Origin of the sequence: Moritella yayanosii (assembly GCF_900465055.1) — a bacterium.
GTDB classification, from domain to species: domain Bacteria; phylum Pseudomonadota; class Gammaproteobacteria; order Enterobacterales; family Moritellaceae; genus Moritella; species Moritella yayanosii.
Map to the genome: position 1 here is coordinate 3366497 of NZ_LS483250.1, position 15087 is coordinate 3381583.

The 15087-nt window shown below is 41.4% G+C and carries 10 protein-coding genes; 8 read left to right on the forward strand and 2 right to left on the reverse strand.

All coding sequences use genetic code 11. The annotated features are described in order from the left end of the window. Positions 1-7: 7 nt before the first annotated feature. A complete protein-coding gene (locus tag MORIYA_RS15645) occupies positions 8-514 on the reverse strand; it encodes a retropepsin-like aspartic protease family protein (RefSeq protein WP_112716622.1) in 507 nt (168 codons plus the stop codon). A gap of 210 nt (positions 515-724) precedes the next feature. Here MORIYA_RS15645 and ampD point away from each other — a divergent pair, with 210 nt between their 5' ends. The 8 genes from ampD to MORIYA_RS15685 all read left to right on the forward strand — a co-directional run bounded on the left by ampD (position 725) and on the right by MORIYA_RS15685 (position 13743). Further along, positions 725-1288 carry a 1,6-anhydro-N-acetylmuramyl-L-alanine amidase AmpD gene (gene ampD, locus MORIYA_RS15650; protein WP_112716624.1) on the forward strand — a complete coding sequence of 188 codons (564 nt, stop codon included), beginning with the start codon at positions 725-727 and terminating at the stop codon, positions 1286-1288. Between the two features lies 1 nt (position 1289). Continuing rightward, positions 1290-2138, forward strand: a complete 849-nt coding sequence (gene ampE, locus MORIYA_RS15655) for a regulatory signaling modulator protein AmpE (RefSeq protein ID WP_112716626.1) — start codon at positions 1290-1292, stop codon at positions 2136-2138. Positions 2139-2722: 584 nt separating this feature from the next. Beyond that, the gene (pdhR, locus tag MORIYA_RS15660; RefSeq protein WP_112718639.1) at positions 2723-3484 is read left to right on the forward strand and encodes a pyruvate dehydrogenase complex transcriptional repressor PdhR; all 762 of its coding nucleotides are present in this window, start codon (positions 2723-2725) and stop codon (positions 3482-3484) included. Between the two features lie 85 nt (positions 3485-3569). Further along, positions 3570-6227, forward strand: coding sequence for a pyruvate dehydrogenase (acetyl-transferring), homodimeric type (aceE, locus tag MORIYA_RS15665; protein WP_112716628.1), 2658 nt, complete (start codon positions 3570-3572; stop codon positions 6225-6227). A gap of 10 nt (positions 6228-6237) precedes the next feature. Next, entirely contained in the window at positions 6238-7854 is a 1617-nt protein-coding gene (gene aceF / locus MORIYA_RS15670; RefSeq protein ID WP_112716630.1) for a pyruvate dehydrogenase complex dihydrolipoyllysine-residue acetyltransferase, read from the forward strand. 223 nt (positions 7855-8077) lie between these two features. Beyond that, a complete protein-coding gene (gene lpdA, locus MORIYA_RS15675) occupies positions 8078-9508 on the forward strand; it encodes a dihydrolipoyl dehydrogenase (protein WP_112716632.1) in 1431 nt (476 codons plus the stop codon). Between the two features lie 181 nt (positions 9509-9689). Further along, positions 9690-12014: a patatin-like phospholipase family protein gene (locus MORIYA_RS15680; RefSeq protein WP_112716634.1), complete on the forward strand. Its 2325-nt coding sequence runs from the start codon at positions 9690-9692 to the stop codon at positions 12012-12014. Positions 12015-12348: 334 nt separating this feature from the next. After that, entirely contained in the window at positions 12349-13743 is a 1395-nt protein-coding gene (locus MORIYA_RS15685; RefSeq protein ID WP_112716636.1) for an undecaprenyl-phosphate glucose phosphotransferase, read from the forward strand. On the opposite strand, the gene MORIYA_RS15690 is transcribed toward MORIYA_RS15685, so the two are convergent. Continuing rightward, on the reverse strand, positions 13712-15016 hold the full coding sequence (locus MORIYA_RS15690; RefSeq protein ID WP_112716638.1) for an O-antigen ligase family protein: 1305 nt from the start codon (positions 15014-15016) through the stop codon (positions 13712-13714). The genes MORIYA_RS15685 and MORIYA_RS15690 overlap by 32 nt on opposite strands. Between the last annotated feature and the right edge of the window lie 71 nt (positions 15017-15087).

Here is a 15087-nt window from a genome sequence, read left to right on the forward strand (position 1 = left end):
TTAAAAACTAATACTCACTTAAGGTGAGGGTTTTGCCTTGCTGGACTAATTTAACTTGTTTCAATGCATTCATACCAAGCAGAATAATATCACCTTGCATGTAGGGATTGATATTCGCACTTAGGTCGTAGAAGATCAGTTCACCAATAGCTAAATTATCGAGGCGTGTTGAAAATACCTCGATCACACCATTGGCAGTATTCACAGATTGACTATAACCAGCCTCGAGGCCAATTTTTTCGGCGATACTTGCTGGTATCGACACCTGTGTTGCGCCGGTATCGAGTAAAAATTTTACCTGATAACCGTTTATATAACCATTAGTAACATAGTGTCCGACGCGATTTTGTTGCAAAATAACCACGGCATTGCCATTTTGTCGATAACTTTTAGGCCGGGTATTTGGGTTTTCTTGCTTGGCTAAATAATCATTAAAGAATAAGGTCATGACAATTAACCCACTGATCCAGGCGATGTAAGTCATGGCTTTGGCGATTTTTTGATTTCCATCCATTGTCTTTCTCCATACTATGTCAGCCAATCTCTGATATAGCATCTTGAATTAGCGTGGGGATAAAGCGGGTTAATTTATTTTACTGGCTTCGCTTTGTATTTTACTGACGTCACTATGTTATTGCTAACGATATCATTGTAAAGTGAAGCAATGGTGAGTGGTAGTCTTGCATAGCATTAAATTCGATTATAGTCAGAAGGTGTAAATATCGTGGTAAATAGACAACCAAGGTCAGATTTATTGGCAAATGCACAGTTTTTGGCATCGCCACATTATGATGATCGTCCGATGGACGCTGATATTGATTTATTAGTCATCCATTGTATCAGTTTACCACCAGAGCAATATGGCGCTGACTATGTTGAAGATTTTTTTATGGGTAAACTCGATTGCAGTCTGCACCCTTATTTTCAGCAGTTAATTTCGGTGCGGGTATCTGCACATATATACATTAAACGTGACGGGCAATTGATCCAGTTTGTGCCGTTGGCTAAACGCGCCTGGCATGCTGGACTGTCAGCATTTGCTGGTCAATCTCGTTGTAATGACTTTTCTATTGGTATCGAACTGGAAGGGGATGTTAATCATGCATATACATCCATGCAGTATCAATGCTTAGCGACGGTCACAGCGGACATCCAGCAAGGCTACCCTTTAATTACCCGAGATCGTATTACCGGTCACAGTAATATTGCCCCTGCTCGCAAAGATGATCCGGGACCGCATTTCGACTGGTCACATTATTTTTCGTGCTTAGATCTGAAGGACAATTAAGATGGCATTAATCGCTTTGCTGCTGGCATTACTGATTGAACGCGTGGTGCATTTGAGCGCTAAACTTCAGCTCGATAACGTATTACAACGTTATCTTTTTCCGTTATTACCCACCTTTATCAATGCTGGCTTATTTGGCACTTTGGTGATCATCGCGTTACCAGCAATGCTGATGTACAGCTTACTTGATGCATTAACCGGCCTTTATTATGGCATTTTTACGCTAGTCACTTGGCTGCTATTATTATTGATGAGTTTTGGTGGTAGTGACTATCGTCGTGATTATCGTCAATACCTCAAAGCATTAAGTCGTAATGATTTAGTAGCCAAAGGCATGTATGCCGGTTGTTTAGATGTCAACAGTGAACGTTTCTGTTCTACATTACTCACCCAAGCGGTAGCACAGCAATTGGTATGGATTAATTATCGTTTTTATTTTGCGGTGATCTTTTATTTTGTGGTTGCAGGGCCGATTGGTTTAACCATGTACGTGGTGGCACGTAGTTACCATAAATATGTTATTCAGCAGCATAGCAAGCGATTAAACCGCAGTGGTATTCACCGAATTATGCGTATTATGGATTGGTTACCAGCGCGATTAACTATGTTCGGTTTCGCGCTGGTGGCGGAAGAGCAGGCGGCGTTACCACAGAGTTTACGTAGCTGGCGTGATCTATCCACGCCTGAATTTGATTTATTAGGCAAGGTGGTATACCTCGCCAGTAAAGCCAACGTTGAAACCGATAAATGTTATGACTATACCTGTTATTTGGTGCAACTGGCCAAGCGTAATATAATCTTGTTTGTGACCGTCATTGCTCTGCTTACCATTAACGGTACTATCATTTAGTCAATTATATCGTTAAAAGTATCGGTAACGATTATTTTACCAAGTGGATTAACGAGTCGTAGATTGGACTGGCTCGTTAATAACTTCGGTTCCTTCCTTCCTTACATTCAAATTATGCCTTGTGCTGATATTCCAGCTAGTCTCTGATATAGCATCTTGACATAACTGGGGTATATAGTTAGTGGTCAGACTGTTTACCAAGACGGCTCTATGACGCTTAACGCTTGTTATTTAATTATTTTTAATTTTACCTTTGGGCTTCTACGGGGCTGTTCATCGGTGTCTAAACCACTATATCTAGTGGTAAGACCAATGCATCAAAGCTATTACTTTAGGGGTATTTTTTCGCTGGTTTATTTTGAAGAATGAGTCATTTAAACTGGATTAAATAGACAACACCCCATTTACATGCTTTGTTTTTGGGCTTTTTCAGGCTTATTTATACTGACTATTTTGATTTAAACGCTATAAATACGAACAAAGATGTCTATTTTTAATGACAATCGAGCGTGGTTTTGGTAAATTGTCATGACTTAACATTAAATTGGTCTGACCAATTTACCACTGGTCATTTTGAGGTTCACATGGTCTATCGAAAAATTCAGCCGCCGAAGTTGTCCGATGCGATTGCAGAGCAACTGGAGCAAATGATTTTGGAAGGTAGCTTAGAGGCTGGCCAGCGCCTACCTTCAGAGCGTGATTTAGCCCTGCAGTTTGAGGTTTCTCGCCCAACTTTGCGCGATGCCATCTTACGGTTGGAAAGCAAAGGTTTATTGGAACGTCGTCAAGGACGTGGTACCTGGGTGAAAAAGGTCATGGACCAAACGCTGATGGAACCATTATTTCAACTATTGACGACACACCCAGAAGCGCAATTAGACCTATTAGAATTTCGTCATGCGTTGGAAGGTATTTCAGCGTATTACGCAGCGTTACGTGGTACTGAAACCGACTTTCAGCAATTACGTGTTGCGCTCGATGCCATTAGTGCATCTGAATTAGCACATGATCCGCAGCTACAAGCACAAGCAGTGAGTGCGTTTAATATCGCGGTCACCGCAGCATCACACAATATTGTGTTGCTGCATCTTATGCGTGGGTTGAACCCATTGTTAGAAGATAATATCTGCCAAAATTTTAGGTTGTTGGAAAAGCGTCAACGTGTGGTTGAACAAATTAGCCAACATCGCAGTGATATGCTCACTGCAATTCTTAACCGACAGCCAGAAACAGCCAGAGAAGCATGTCATGCCCATCTGGCTTATATCGAGCAAGCATTGCTGGATATTGGGCGTGAAGATAGCCGCATTAATCGTGCGTCACGCCGTATACAACAGGCTAAATAGTGTTACTAATGAATATTCTTAAACATGCCTATGCTTAAGAATATTTCTTTAATATTGTAGAGATCTAATTAGTAAGGAATCTCATATGTCCGACATCTTAAAGCATGATGTAGACCCAATCGAAACTACCGAATGGCTAGAATCAATCGAATCAGTAATTCGTGAAGAAGGTCTTGAACGTGCGCAGTATCTATTAGAAAAAGTAATTGCAAAAGCACATCAAGACGGCGTTAAACTAGGCCAAGGCGGCATCACTACGGATTACATTAATACTATCCGTACTGAAGACCAACCGGTATACCCAGGTGACGAGAAACTAGAACGTCGTATTCGTTCGATTATCCGCTGGAATGCTTTAATGATCGTACTACGTGCATCAAAGAAAGATTTAGAGTTAGGTGGCCACATGGCGTCTTTCCAGTCTTCAGCTGCACTTTACGATGTATGTTTCAACCACTTCTTCCGTGCACCAACGGAAAAAGACGGTGGCGATTTAGTTTATTACCAAGGTCATATTTCTCCTGGTATTTACGCGCGTTCATTTGTGGAAGGTCGTTTAACTGAAGAACAACTAAACAACTTCCGTCAAGAAGTTGATGGTAAAGGTATCCCGTCATATCCACATCCTAAGTTGATGCCTGAATACTGGCAGTTCCCTACAGTATCTATGGGTCTTGGTCCATTTTCTGCTATTTATCAAGCGCGTTTCTTGAAATACTTAGCTGGCCGTGGTCTAAAACAAACTGAAGATCAAACTGTATACGCTTTCCTAGGTGATGGCGAGATGGATGAGCCTGAATCACGTGGCGCATTATCATTCGCTGCACGTGAAGGTTTAGACAACTTAGTATTTATTGTTAACTGTAACTTACAACGTCTAGATGGCCCTGTAATGGGTAACGGTAAGATCATCCAAGAACTAGAAAGCCTATTTAAAGGCGCTGGTTGGAATGTGATTAAAGTTATCTGGGGTGAAGAGTGGGATGAACTTCTTGCTAAAGACACCACGGGTAAACTACTGCAGTTAATGAATGAAACTGTGGATGGTGATTACCAAACGTTGAAAGCTAAAGGCGGCGCTTATGTACGTGAGCACTTCTTTGGTCGTTACCCTGAAACTGCTGCATTAGTTAAAGATATGACTGATGAGCAAATCTGGGAACTTAAACGTGGTGGTCATTCTACCAGTAAACTATACGCGGCTTATGCAAAAGCAAAAGCAACCGTAGGTCTACCAACTGTGATCCTAGCTAAAACTGTAAAAGGTTATGGCATGGGTGAAGCGGCGGAAGGTAAAAACATCGCGCACGGCGTGAAAAAAATGAAAACGGATACGCTTAAGCAATTCCGTGATCGTTTCGATGTACCTGTTTCTGATGAAGACCTACTATCATTACCGTACGTTAAGCTTGAAGAAGGTTCGCCTGAGCACGAGTACTTACACGCACGTCGTAAAGAATTAAACGGTTACTTACCACAACGTAAACCTGCATTTACGGGTAAATTAGACATCCCGACTGTTGCAGATTTTGGCGTACTCCTTGGTGAGCAAAAACGTGAAATATCGACAACAATGGCTTATGTTCGTGCCCTAAATGTGCTGCTTAAGCATAAAGGTATTGGCAAAAACATCGTACCAATTATCGCCGATGAAGCGCGTACATTTGGTATGGAAGGTCTATTCCGTCAAGTTGGTATTTACAACCCGAAAGGTCAAGTATATACACCTCAAGATCGCGAAATCGTTTCTTACTATAAAGAAACGACCAATGGTCAAGTACTGCAAGAAGGTATTAATGAGCTAGGTGCTATGTCTTCTTGGGTTGCAGCGGCTACATCATACAGTACCAATGACGTACCTATGATCCCACTGTACATCTACTACTCAATGTTTGGTTTCCAACGTATTGGCGACACTGCATGGATGGCTGGCGATCAAATGGCACGTGGTTTCCTATTAGGTGCTACAGCCGGTCGTACCACGCTAAACGGTGAAGGTCTACAACACGAAGATGGTCACAGCTTAGTACAAGCAGGGCTTATTCCTAACTGTGTGTCTTACGACCCAACGTTCGCTTATGAAGTTGCTGTGGTATTACAAGACGGTTTACGTCGTATGTATGGCGAACAAGAGAACGTTTTCTACTACATTACCTTGATGAATGAAAACTATGCGCATCCTGCAATGCCTGAAGGTGCTGAAGTTGGTATCCGTAAAGGTATGTATAAGTTAGAAACTTATACTGGCGACAAAGCAAAAGTACAACTATTAAGTTCAGGTACGATCATGATGCAAGTTCGCGAAGCGGCTCGTATTCTAAGTGAAGACTATGGTATTGGTTCGGACGTATTCTCGGTAACTTCATTCAATGAAATTACACGTGATGGTCAAGACGTAGAACGTTACAATATGCTACACCCTGAAGCAGAGCAAAAAGTACCGTACATCACTACACTAATGAGTGATGCGCCTGCTATTGCCGCGACAGATTATATCAAAAACTATGCAGAACAAGTGCGTGCATACGTACCGACTTCATACAAAGTGCTTGGTACTGACGGTTTTGGTCGTTCAGACAGCCGTGCAAACTTACGTCGTCATTTCGAAGTTAACGCGCAATACGTAGTTGTTGCTGCATTATCTGAATTAGTGAAGAAAGGCGATCTAGAAAATCAAGTTGTTGTTGATGCAATTGCAAAATATAACATCGACGCTGATAAATTAAACCCTCTATACGCATAAGGTATAAAAAATGAGTATTGAAATTTTCGTTCCAGACATTGGTGATGATGAAGTAGAAGTAACTGAGATCTCCGTTCAAATCGGGGATACCGTTGCAGAAGAAGATACTTTGCTGGCTGTTGAGGGTGACAAAGCGTCTATGGAAGTTCCTGCGCCACAAGCTGGTGTAGTACAAGAAATCCGTGTAAATGTTGGTGACACAGTTAAAACTGGTTCATTAATCTTTATCTTTGCTGATGCAGCAAGCGCAGCAGCTCCTGTAGCTCCTGTTGTAGCTGACGCAACGGCTGTTGCAGTTGAAGCAGCGCCTGCGGCGGCAGTTCAAGTATTAGAAGTTCACATTCCAGACATCGGCGACGATGAAGTGGAAGTAACTGAGATTTCAGTTAAAGTTGGCGATACTGTTGCTGAAGAAGACACCTTAATGGCTGTTGAAGGCGATAAAGCGTCAATGGAAGTACCAGCACCATTCGCTGGTGTTGTGAAAGAAATTAAAGCAGCTGTAGGCGATAAAGTTACAACTGGTTCTTTCATCATGACCTTTGAAGTTGCTGGCGCGGCACCTGCTGTTGCTCCTGTAGCTCCTGTTGTAGCTGACGCCGCTTCGGCTCCGGCTGCACCTGTTGTAGCTAACGCAGAAGCACCGAAAACTGCTCCAGCGCCTGCTGCAAAAGCTCCAGAAGTAACTGGTTTCGTTGAAAACGACGCTTACCACCATGCTTCACCAGTCGTTCGTCGTCTAGCACGCGAATTCGGTGTTAACTTAGATAACGTTGGCGCAACGGGTCGTAAAGGTCGCATTGCAAAAGAAGACGTACAAACTTACGTTAAAAATGCAGTTAAACGTTTAGAATCTGGCGCGACAGGCGGCAACGGTTCTGGTATGGACGTACTTGCGTGGCCGAAAGTTGATTTCGCTAAATTTGGTGAAATCGAAGTAATTAAGATGACTCGCATCCAGAAAATTTCTGGTCCGAACCTGCACCGTAACTGGGTTAAAATCCCACATGTTACACAATTTGACGAAGCAGATATCACTGAACTAGAAGCGTTCCGTAAAATTGAGAACAACAAACTTGTTAAGCAAGATAAAGGCTTCAAGATCTCTCCACTTATCTTCATCGTTAAAGCAGTCGCTAAAGCGTTAGCTGATTATCCGAAGTTCAATACTTCAATCGGCGAAGATGGCGCAACTATCATTCAGAAGAAATACATCAACATTGGTGTTGCTGTGGATACGCCAAACGGTCTAGTCGTTCCGGTTATCCGTAACGTTGATCAGAAAGGTATCTACGAGCTTAGCCAAGATCTTGCTGTTATCTCTAAAAAAGCACGTGCGGGTAAACTGACTTCTTCTGACATGCAAGGTGGTTGTTTCACAATTTCTAGCCTTGGCGGTATCGGTGGTACGCAGTTCACACCAATCGTTAATGCACCAGAAGTTGCAATTTTAGGCGTATCACGCTCTGAAATTAAACCTAAGTGGGATGGCAAAGACTTTGTTCCTCGTCTTATGTTACCACTGGCACTTTCATATGATCACCGTGTGATCGATGGTGCTGACGGTGCTCGTTTTGTTACAGCATTAAACGGATATCTTTCAGATCTTCGTCAACTAGTACTTTAATTTTAGTTAGATAAAAGTTTTAGTATTTAATTAGATAAGTGTTTAGTATTAAATAGAGAGGGGTTATCGCATTTTTGTAATGTTTTAACTCTTTTTACTTCTCATTTATTTAACATATATGTAAAATTATCTGGAATTGAACATCATTACTCAGAAGCTTTAAATTGTGCCTCTGAGTGAGGTAATCCGCTATTCCAGATAATTAAATGACAACGAGGTCATAATGAGTAATGAAGTTAAAGCTCAGGTAGTAGTACTAGGTGCTGGTCCTGCAGGTTATTCTGCTGCATTCCGTGCGGCAGATCTAGGTTTAGACACTGTAATCATCGAACGTTACCACACCCTAGGTGGTGTTTGTCTTAACGTTGGTTGTATCCCTTCAAAAGCGTTACTACACGTAGCAAAAGTAATTGAAGAAGCAAAATCATTAGCAGATCACGGTATCGTGTTCGGCGAGCCAAAAACTGACATCAACAAAATCCGTTCATGGAAAGAAAAAGTTGTTGGTCAATTAACGGGTGGTCTTGGCGGTATGGCTAAGATGCGTAACGTTAAAGTGGTTGAAGGTTTAGCACAATTTACTGGTGCTAACACTATCGAGGCAACAGACCGTGACGGTAACGTTACAACTGTTACCTTTGATAACGCAATCATTGCAGCGGGTTCACGCCCAGTTAAACTACCATTTATCCCGCATGAAGATCCACGCGTTTGGGATTCAACTGATGCACTAGAACTGAAAGAAGTTCCTGGTAAATTGCTTGTGCTTGGTGGTGGTATTATCGGTCTAGAAATGGGTACAGTGTACTCTGCACTCGGTTCTGATATTGACGTTGTTGAGTTTGCAGATCAATTAGTACCTGCCGCGGATAAAGACATCGTTAAAGTTTACGCTAAAGCAGTTAAAAACAAATTTAACGTAATGCTAAGCACAAAAGTAACCGCTGTTGACGCTAAAGAAGATGGCCTATATGTTACGTTTGAAGGCAAAAAAGCGCCTGCGGAACCAGTACGTTATGACGCAGTGCTGGTTGCTGTTGGTCGTGTACCAAATGGTCTTGGCCTCGCCGCTGAAAAAGCCGGTATTACTGTGACTGAACGTGGTTTCATCGAAACGGATAAAACCATGAGCACGAACGTGCCACACATCTATGCAATCGGCGATATCGTTGGTCAACCTATGTTGGCGCATAAAGGTGTGCATGAAGGTCACGTTGCTGCAGAAAACATTGCTGGCAAGAAACACTTCTTCGATCCTAAAGTTATTCCTTCAATTGCTTACACTGAGCCAGAAATGGCGTGGGCTGGTCTAACTGAAAAAGAAGCGAAAGAGCAAGGCGTAAACTACGAAGCTGCTGTATTCCCTTGGGCTGCATCAGGTCGTGCGATCGCTTCTGACGCATCTAACGGTATGACTAAGTTATTATTCAACAAAGACACTAACCGTATTATCGGTGGTGCTATGGTTGGTACTAACGCAGGTGAATTACTCGGTGAAGTTTGTCTCGCAATTGAAATGGGTTGTGATGCAGAAGATATCGCATTAACAATTCATGCTCACCCAACGTTACACGAATCAGTTGGTATGGCTGCAGAAATTTATGAAGGGTCTATTACTGACCTTCCTAATGCGAAAGCGATGAAGAAAAAATAATTTAACGCGTTAATCGTTAACTTTTTATTGTAATAGCAGAAAGCGACCTGATGGTCGCTTTTTTTATGCCTGCAATTAGGTGTTTTAAAACAGGAACTGCTAATATAGTTAAGTTATATGCAATATAACGTGTTGTTCCCATTGGATGGGATGGATTAATTTTTAGGATTTTCATTTAGCTATGTTACAGATTAAACGGATTTTTGGTGCTTCATTTAAAATAATCAATTGGTTATTATTCTCCTTCATCAGCCTGAATTTTCATACAGCCATTGCCGCAGAAACGGTTTCAGATAGTGATAATAACTATAATTATAACAATAATAATGTACCGCAACGGCCTAAAATTGGTCTCGCGTTGAGTGGTGGGGGGGCCAAAGGTGCGGCGCATTTAGGGGTCATCAAATATTTAGAACAACATAATATTCCGGTCGATTACGTATCTGGCACCAGCATGGGCTCATTTATCGGTGGTATGTATGCCATGGGGCGTTCGTCTGCCGAGATTGAAATTATCTTAGCCGAGTATGATTGGAACCAAGGTTACAATGATGATGTGCCACGTGAGTCACTTTCAGTCAGAGAGAAACAACGTCAGGATTCATTTCAAATTCAAACCCATATTGGTTTTGACGGCACCAATGTGGAATACCCATCCGGTTTCGTTCAAGGTCAAGGCATGGCTAAGTTATTACGTTTATCAACCAATAGTTTGCCTTATGTTAGTCACTTTGACTTGTTGCCGATCCCGTATCGGGCCATTGCCACCAATGTCGAAACTATGCGGGAAGTGGTCTTAGACCATGGTGATCTATCCAAAGTCATGCAGGCGAGTATGTCGATCCCAGGCGCGTTAACCCCGGTTATTATTGATGGAAAGCATCTTGTTGATGGCGGTATGGTGAATAATTTGCCTATTGGCATATTGCAGGAGATGGGGGCGGATATTATTATTGCGGTTGATATTGGTTCACAGCTTTATCGACAAGAAGAGATCACCAGTGCATTTTTAATTTTTGATCAACTCTCGAGTTCGATGACACGGACCAGTGCTAATCAACAAATCGCTAAATTAACTGAGCAAGATATTCTACTTAGCCCTGACATTGATGGTATCGGTACGGCTGATTTTGATTTAATGCCCGATGCGGTAGACCGTGGTGAGAAAGCCGCCGAACATGCCAGTGCTAAACTGCTGGCGCTGTCATTATCAGATGCTGATTACGCATTATACCAACAACAAAAGCAACGTAAAAAACAGCAGTTAGCACAAATAGACATTATCGACATTAATAACATTACTATTAATACCGATACTCGTTTAAGCCCGAGAGTGATCGAAAATAAGTTAAGTTTAAAACGCGGCGATAAGATCACGGTCGCTGAGTTAGAGCAGCAAATAGATGCGCTTTATGCGTTAAATCTATTTCAAAAAGTCGATTACAGTATCACTGAACAAAATGGTGTGCATGACTTGCATATTAATGTGGTTGAAAAAAGCTGGGGTCCGGGTTATGTGGATTTTAAATTTAATATTCAAGAGTCAACCACCAGTGATGACCGCCAACAAATAGGCTTGCAATACATACTGACTGATTTAAATAGATTGGGCGGGGAATGGCGTACCGAGTTCGTGTATGGCTCTGATTCAAATATCAGTACCGAATTCTATTCACCGATTGATTACAACCAACACTTCTTCTTTAAAGCTGGTGTACGTCTAGAAGATTATGAAAGTAAGTTATACGTAAGTTCCGTTAATGATCCTGTACTAGAGTCGCTTGGTTCGGTATTTGAATATTTCCCGGTTAAAACCGAGCAAGTTGGTGTCTATGCCGAGTTAGGCGTTATCCCGTTTGATTGGGCGCAGATTGCGATAGGCAGTTATTATCAATCGGGCAGCGCTGAAATTATTGGTGCCAATATTAACAGTGATTTTGATAGTCAGGGGTGGTATTTACAACTGCGTTTAGATTCATTTGATAATATCTCTTTTCCAACCAAAGGTTTCAAGCTTGATGCTGATGTTTACATTGATACCGGCGATTATTTAAATAGTAACGAAAATAATGTATTTTTTAGTTTGGACTGGCGTAATGCGCTGTCTTTCAATCGCTCGACCGTTGAGTTTAAAGCATCAATGGCGAGTTATGATGGTCCGCCTATTTCCCCAACCTTTCAAGTCGGGCTCGGTGGTTTCCAAAATTTATCGGGCTATGGTATTAACGAGATCACCGGTAATTATAAAGGTCTCGTGGCATTAATCTATCGTCACCGTTTATTGGATAACAATTTGGGCGCATTTTCATTGCCGCTGTATATGGGCGCGTCAATTGAACAGGGCAATGTCTGGAATGATAAAGATGACGTCAGCTTTGCTTCAACCATTTCAGCCGGTAGCGTGTTTATTGCCTTAGATACCGGTATTGGCCCGGTGATGTTGTCTTACGGTTATGCCGAAGGTGGCCATGCTTCTGGCTATCTATTTATTGGTAATAATTTCTAATTACTCACTCGTGTGACTTTCAATATGACGCCATACTTTGCTCGTTATTTGTAACGGGAAAAGTATGGTGTTATATATGCAGCATCATGATTTACATTCGACATCGCGTTATTTTTCCTTTTATATCCTTTCAACATTAACCGCCAATTAAGACCTAAATACCTAAGTAATAACTTTATGTAACATTAACCCGTCGACGCAGTACGTTATTTGGATGTTATCATTCAATATTGAAGTATGAAACTGCATTTAATGCATTGATAGTACTTGTTTTTTGTATAGTACTAACACAAGTAGGAACCTGGTTTCAATCATTTAATACGGACATTAAATAATGAAAGCATCGAGAACATTTAAAATTAGTAGTAATACATATTCTTTTTTATATCGCTTATTGGATATCGCTACCATAGTGGGATCATTTTGGTTGGCACTGGCTATTTATGGCATCACGTCACATGACAATTATCTTATCGCGATGTTAATTACCTTGGTTGTATATTTATATACGGCTGAGTTCTTTGAAATTTATAGAACCTGGCGGGTTAATCAATTTCAACAAATGGTCTTAACAACATGGGCAGCACTTATTGTCGCTTTTCTTTCATTAATTCTGTCATTATTTTTAGTTAAGCAAACCAGTGATTTTTCTAGAGTTACTATCGCCATTTGGTTTTCTCAGGCATTTGTACTGATGTTTTCGTGGCGTTACCTTAATCATAAATGGAAAGTAACACGTCGTAAATTAGGCTTTAATTTACAAAAAATGGCCATTATTGGTGCCACAGAACGCGGCGAGAAACTCTTTAATGAAGTCGCTAAGCACAATGAACTTGGCTATGATTTTGTTGGTTTTTATGATGATCGTGATGAGTCGAGAACGTATAATAATTTAACTATTATGGGTAATATTGACCAAGCAGTTGATGAAGCCCGTGATGGTAAGGTAGACGTATTATTTATCGCGTTACCGAGTATTGCAGAGCAGCGACTATTAGATATTATATTAAAATTGGGTGATACCACCGTGGACGTGCATATTGTACCTGACCTGGTGATGTCTGGTTTAATGCATGCCCGTATTGATCATATCGGTCAGGTCGATACACTTAGTGTGTTTGAATCACCCTATTTGGGCGCAAAAAACTGGATCAAGCGCTTGGAAGATATCATTGTTAGTCTTTTGATCATATTGTTGATCGCACCTCTTCTACTCGCCATTGCCGTAGGCATTAAGCTAACCTCAAAAGGTCCGGTATTATTCAAACAACGTCGTTATGGCTTACGTGGCGAAGAAATTCAGGTATGGAAGTTCCGTTCTATGACGGTAATGGAAGATAATGACAAAGTGATACAAGCAACAAGAAATGATGCACGGATCACCCCCTTCGGCGGATTTTTACGTCGAACTTCTTTAGATGAACTGCCGCAATTTTTTAATGTATTGGCTGGGCATATGTCTGTCGTTGGTCCTAGGCCTCATGCTGTTGCCCATAATGAAGAATACCGAGGGCAGGTGCAATATTATATGCTGCGTCATCAGGTAAAACCTGGGATCACCGGATGGGCACAAATAAGTGGTTGGCGTGGAGAAACCGATACCTTAGAGAAAATGGAAAAACGTATTGAGTTTGATTTACAATATATCCGTCACTGGACTGTATTTTTCGATATTAAAATTATCTTCTTAACCATATTTAAAGGTTTTGTGAATAAGAACGCGTATTAAGCCTGCCCACAATCAAACTCAATGATAAAATACTCACAAACATCACCGCAATAGCCGGTGATTGCAACGAAAAATCAACCGTTGAATGCAACAGCATATGTAATATCGCAATGCAGGATCCAAACGCAATACCTTGAAATAAAGGGGTTCGCCTTGTTTTTATGGTGCGTACTGATAGTAATAAGCAGTACAGCATCATACCACCTAACATCAGCGTTATCGGTAATCCTAACTCTACTGCGAACTGAATATAATCATTGTGTGCATGGTCGTAAAAGCCCGAATACACCTCCGGATGATAACGCGGAAAGCTTGAATAGAAACTGCCACCACCGCTGCCAAATATTGGCTGGTCTTGGATCATAGGCAATGCATCTCGTACGACTTCATCGCGTGTTTCGGATGCGAGCGATGTTTCCACTAAACGCTGCCTTACTTTTTCAACGCCAAAGATAGAGCCAATTAAAATTAAATCTAACACAAAGAAGCTAATGATTAATAGCTTGAGGTTTTTCGGCGGATGGTTATAGATAAACAGCGCCAGCAAGCTTACCGTGGCTAACGCCATAAAGAATGCGGAGTTGCCCATCCGTGAACGCGTTAAAATTAAACCGATAAACATAATGATCAAGCCCAAGCGGATCACCATCTTAGCGCTTAATAATATGTTGGCTAAGGCTCTAATTCTGTCTCGCAGGCGAGAGCGGCTATGATCGTAGGATAATTGGCTGATCAAAATACCAATGCCAATTGATAACGTTAGCGCTAAATAGTTGGCCAGTTGGTTTTGATATACAAACGTACCATTCGCTCTATTACCATAAGGAATACCAAATACCGGACTGGAGCTGCCCACACTCAAGTTTAACCAGCTAGCGTAAATACCTTGATATACACCGGCTAAGAACAAGGCTAATGCAAATTGGTAGACTGTTTTTTTGTCGGTCACATAACAGAAAATTAACCACGCGAGTAAGGTTAACGCTAAGGTCTTTAATAACATCAACTGTGTCGCGGCCGGGTCTAAAGACAGTCCGGCTAAGATTTGTAATAGCAACCATACACAAGTCACCGTAAGAGGGATTAATACCGGCAGCGAATAACGAGGCGGAAGGAGCGGTTTATCGCATTTTACTACCGTCATTAGATGAACAATAAAAATAGCAAAAACCCAAAATTCGATACTTGAACTTGCCCAGATACGATTCGCACCTAGCGGGATCGGCGCATAAAAAATGACAGCACAAATGTTATAAAAAATAAATTTTTGCAATATGTAGCACCTAATAAAAACAAAAAGGCCCTAACAGGGCCTTTGAAAAATACGTATTTGTTGCATCAATG

Excerpts from the sequence above, each read along its gene's own strand:
- pdhR (WP_112718639.1), top strand. The coding sequence starts at position 2,723 with ATGGTCTATCGAAAAATTCAGCCGCCGAAGTTGTCCGATGCGATTGCA.
- aceE (WP_112716628.1), top strand. The coding sequence starts at position 3,570 with ATGTCCGACATCTTAAAGCATGATGTAGACCCAATCGAAACTACCGAA.
- ampE (WP_112716626.1), top strand. The coding sequence starts at position 1,290 with ATGGCATTAATCGCTTTGCTGCTGGCATTACTGATTGAACGCGTGGTG.
- MORIYA_RS15645 (WP_112716622.1), bottom strand. The coding sequence starts at position 514 with ATGGATGGAAATCAAAAAATCGCCAAAGCCATGACTTACATCGCCTGG.
- MORIYA_RS15680 (WP_112716634.1), top strand. The coding sequence starts at position 9,690 with ATGTTACAGATTAAACGGATTTTTGGTGCTTCATTTAAAATAATCAAT.
- aceF (WP_112716630.1), top strand. The coding sequence starts at position 6,238 with ATGAGTATTGAAATTTTCGTTCCAGACATTGGTGATGATGAAGTAGAA.
- lpdA (WP_112716632.1), top strand. The coding sequence starts at position 8,078 with ATGAGTAATGAAGTTAAAGCTCAGGTAGTAGTACTAGGTGCTGGTCCT.
- MORIYA_RS15685 (WP_112716636.1), top strand. The coding sequence starts at position 12,349 with ATGAAAGCATCGAGAACATTTAAAATTAGTAGTAATACATATTCTTTT.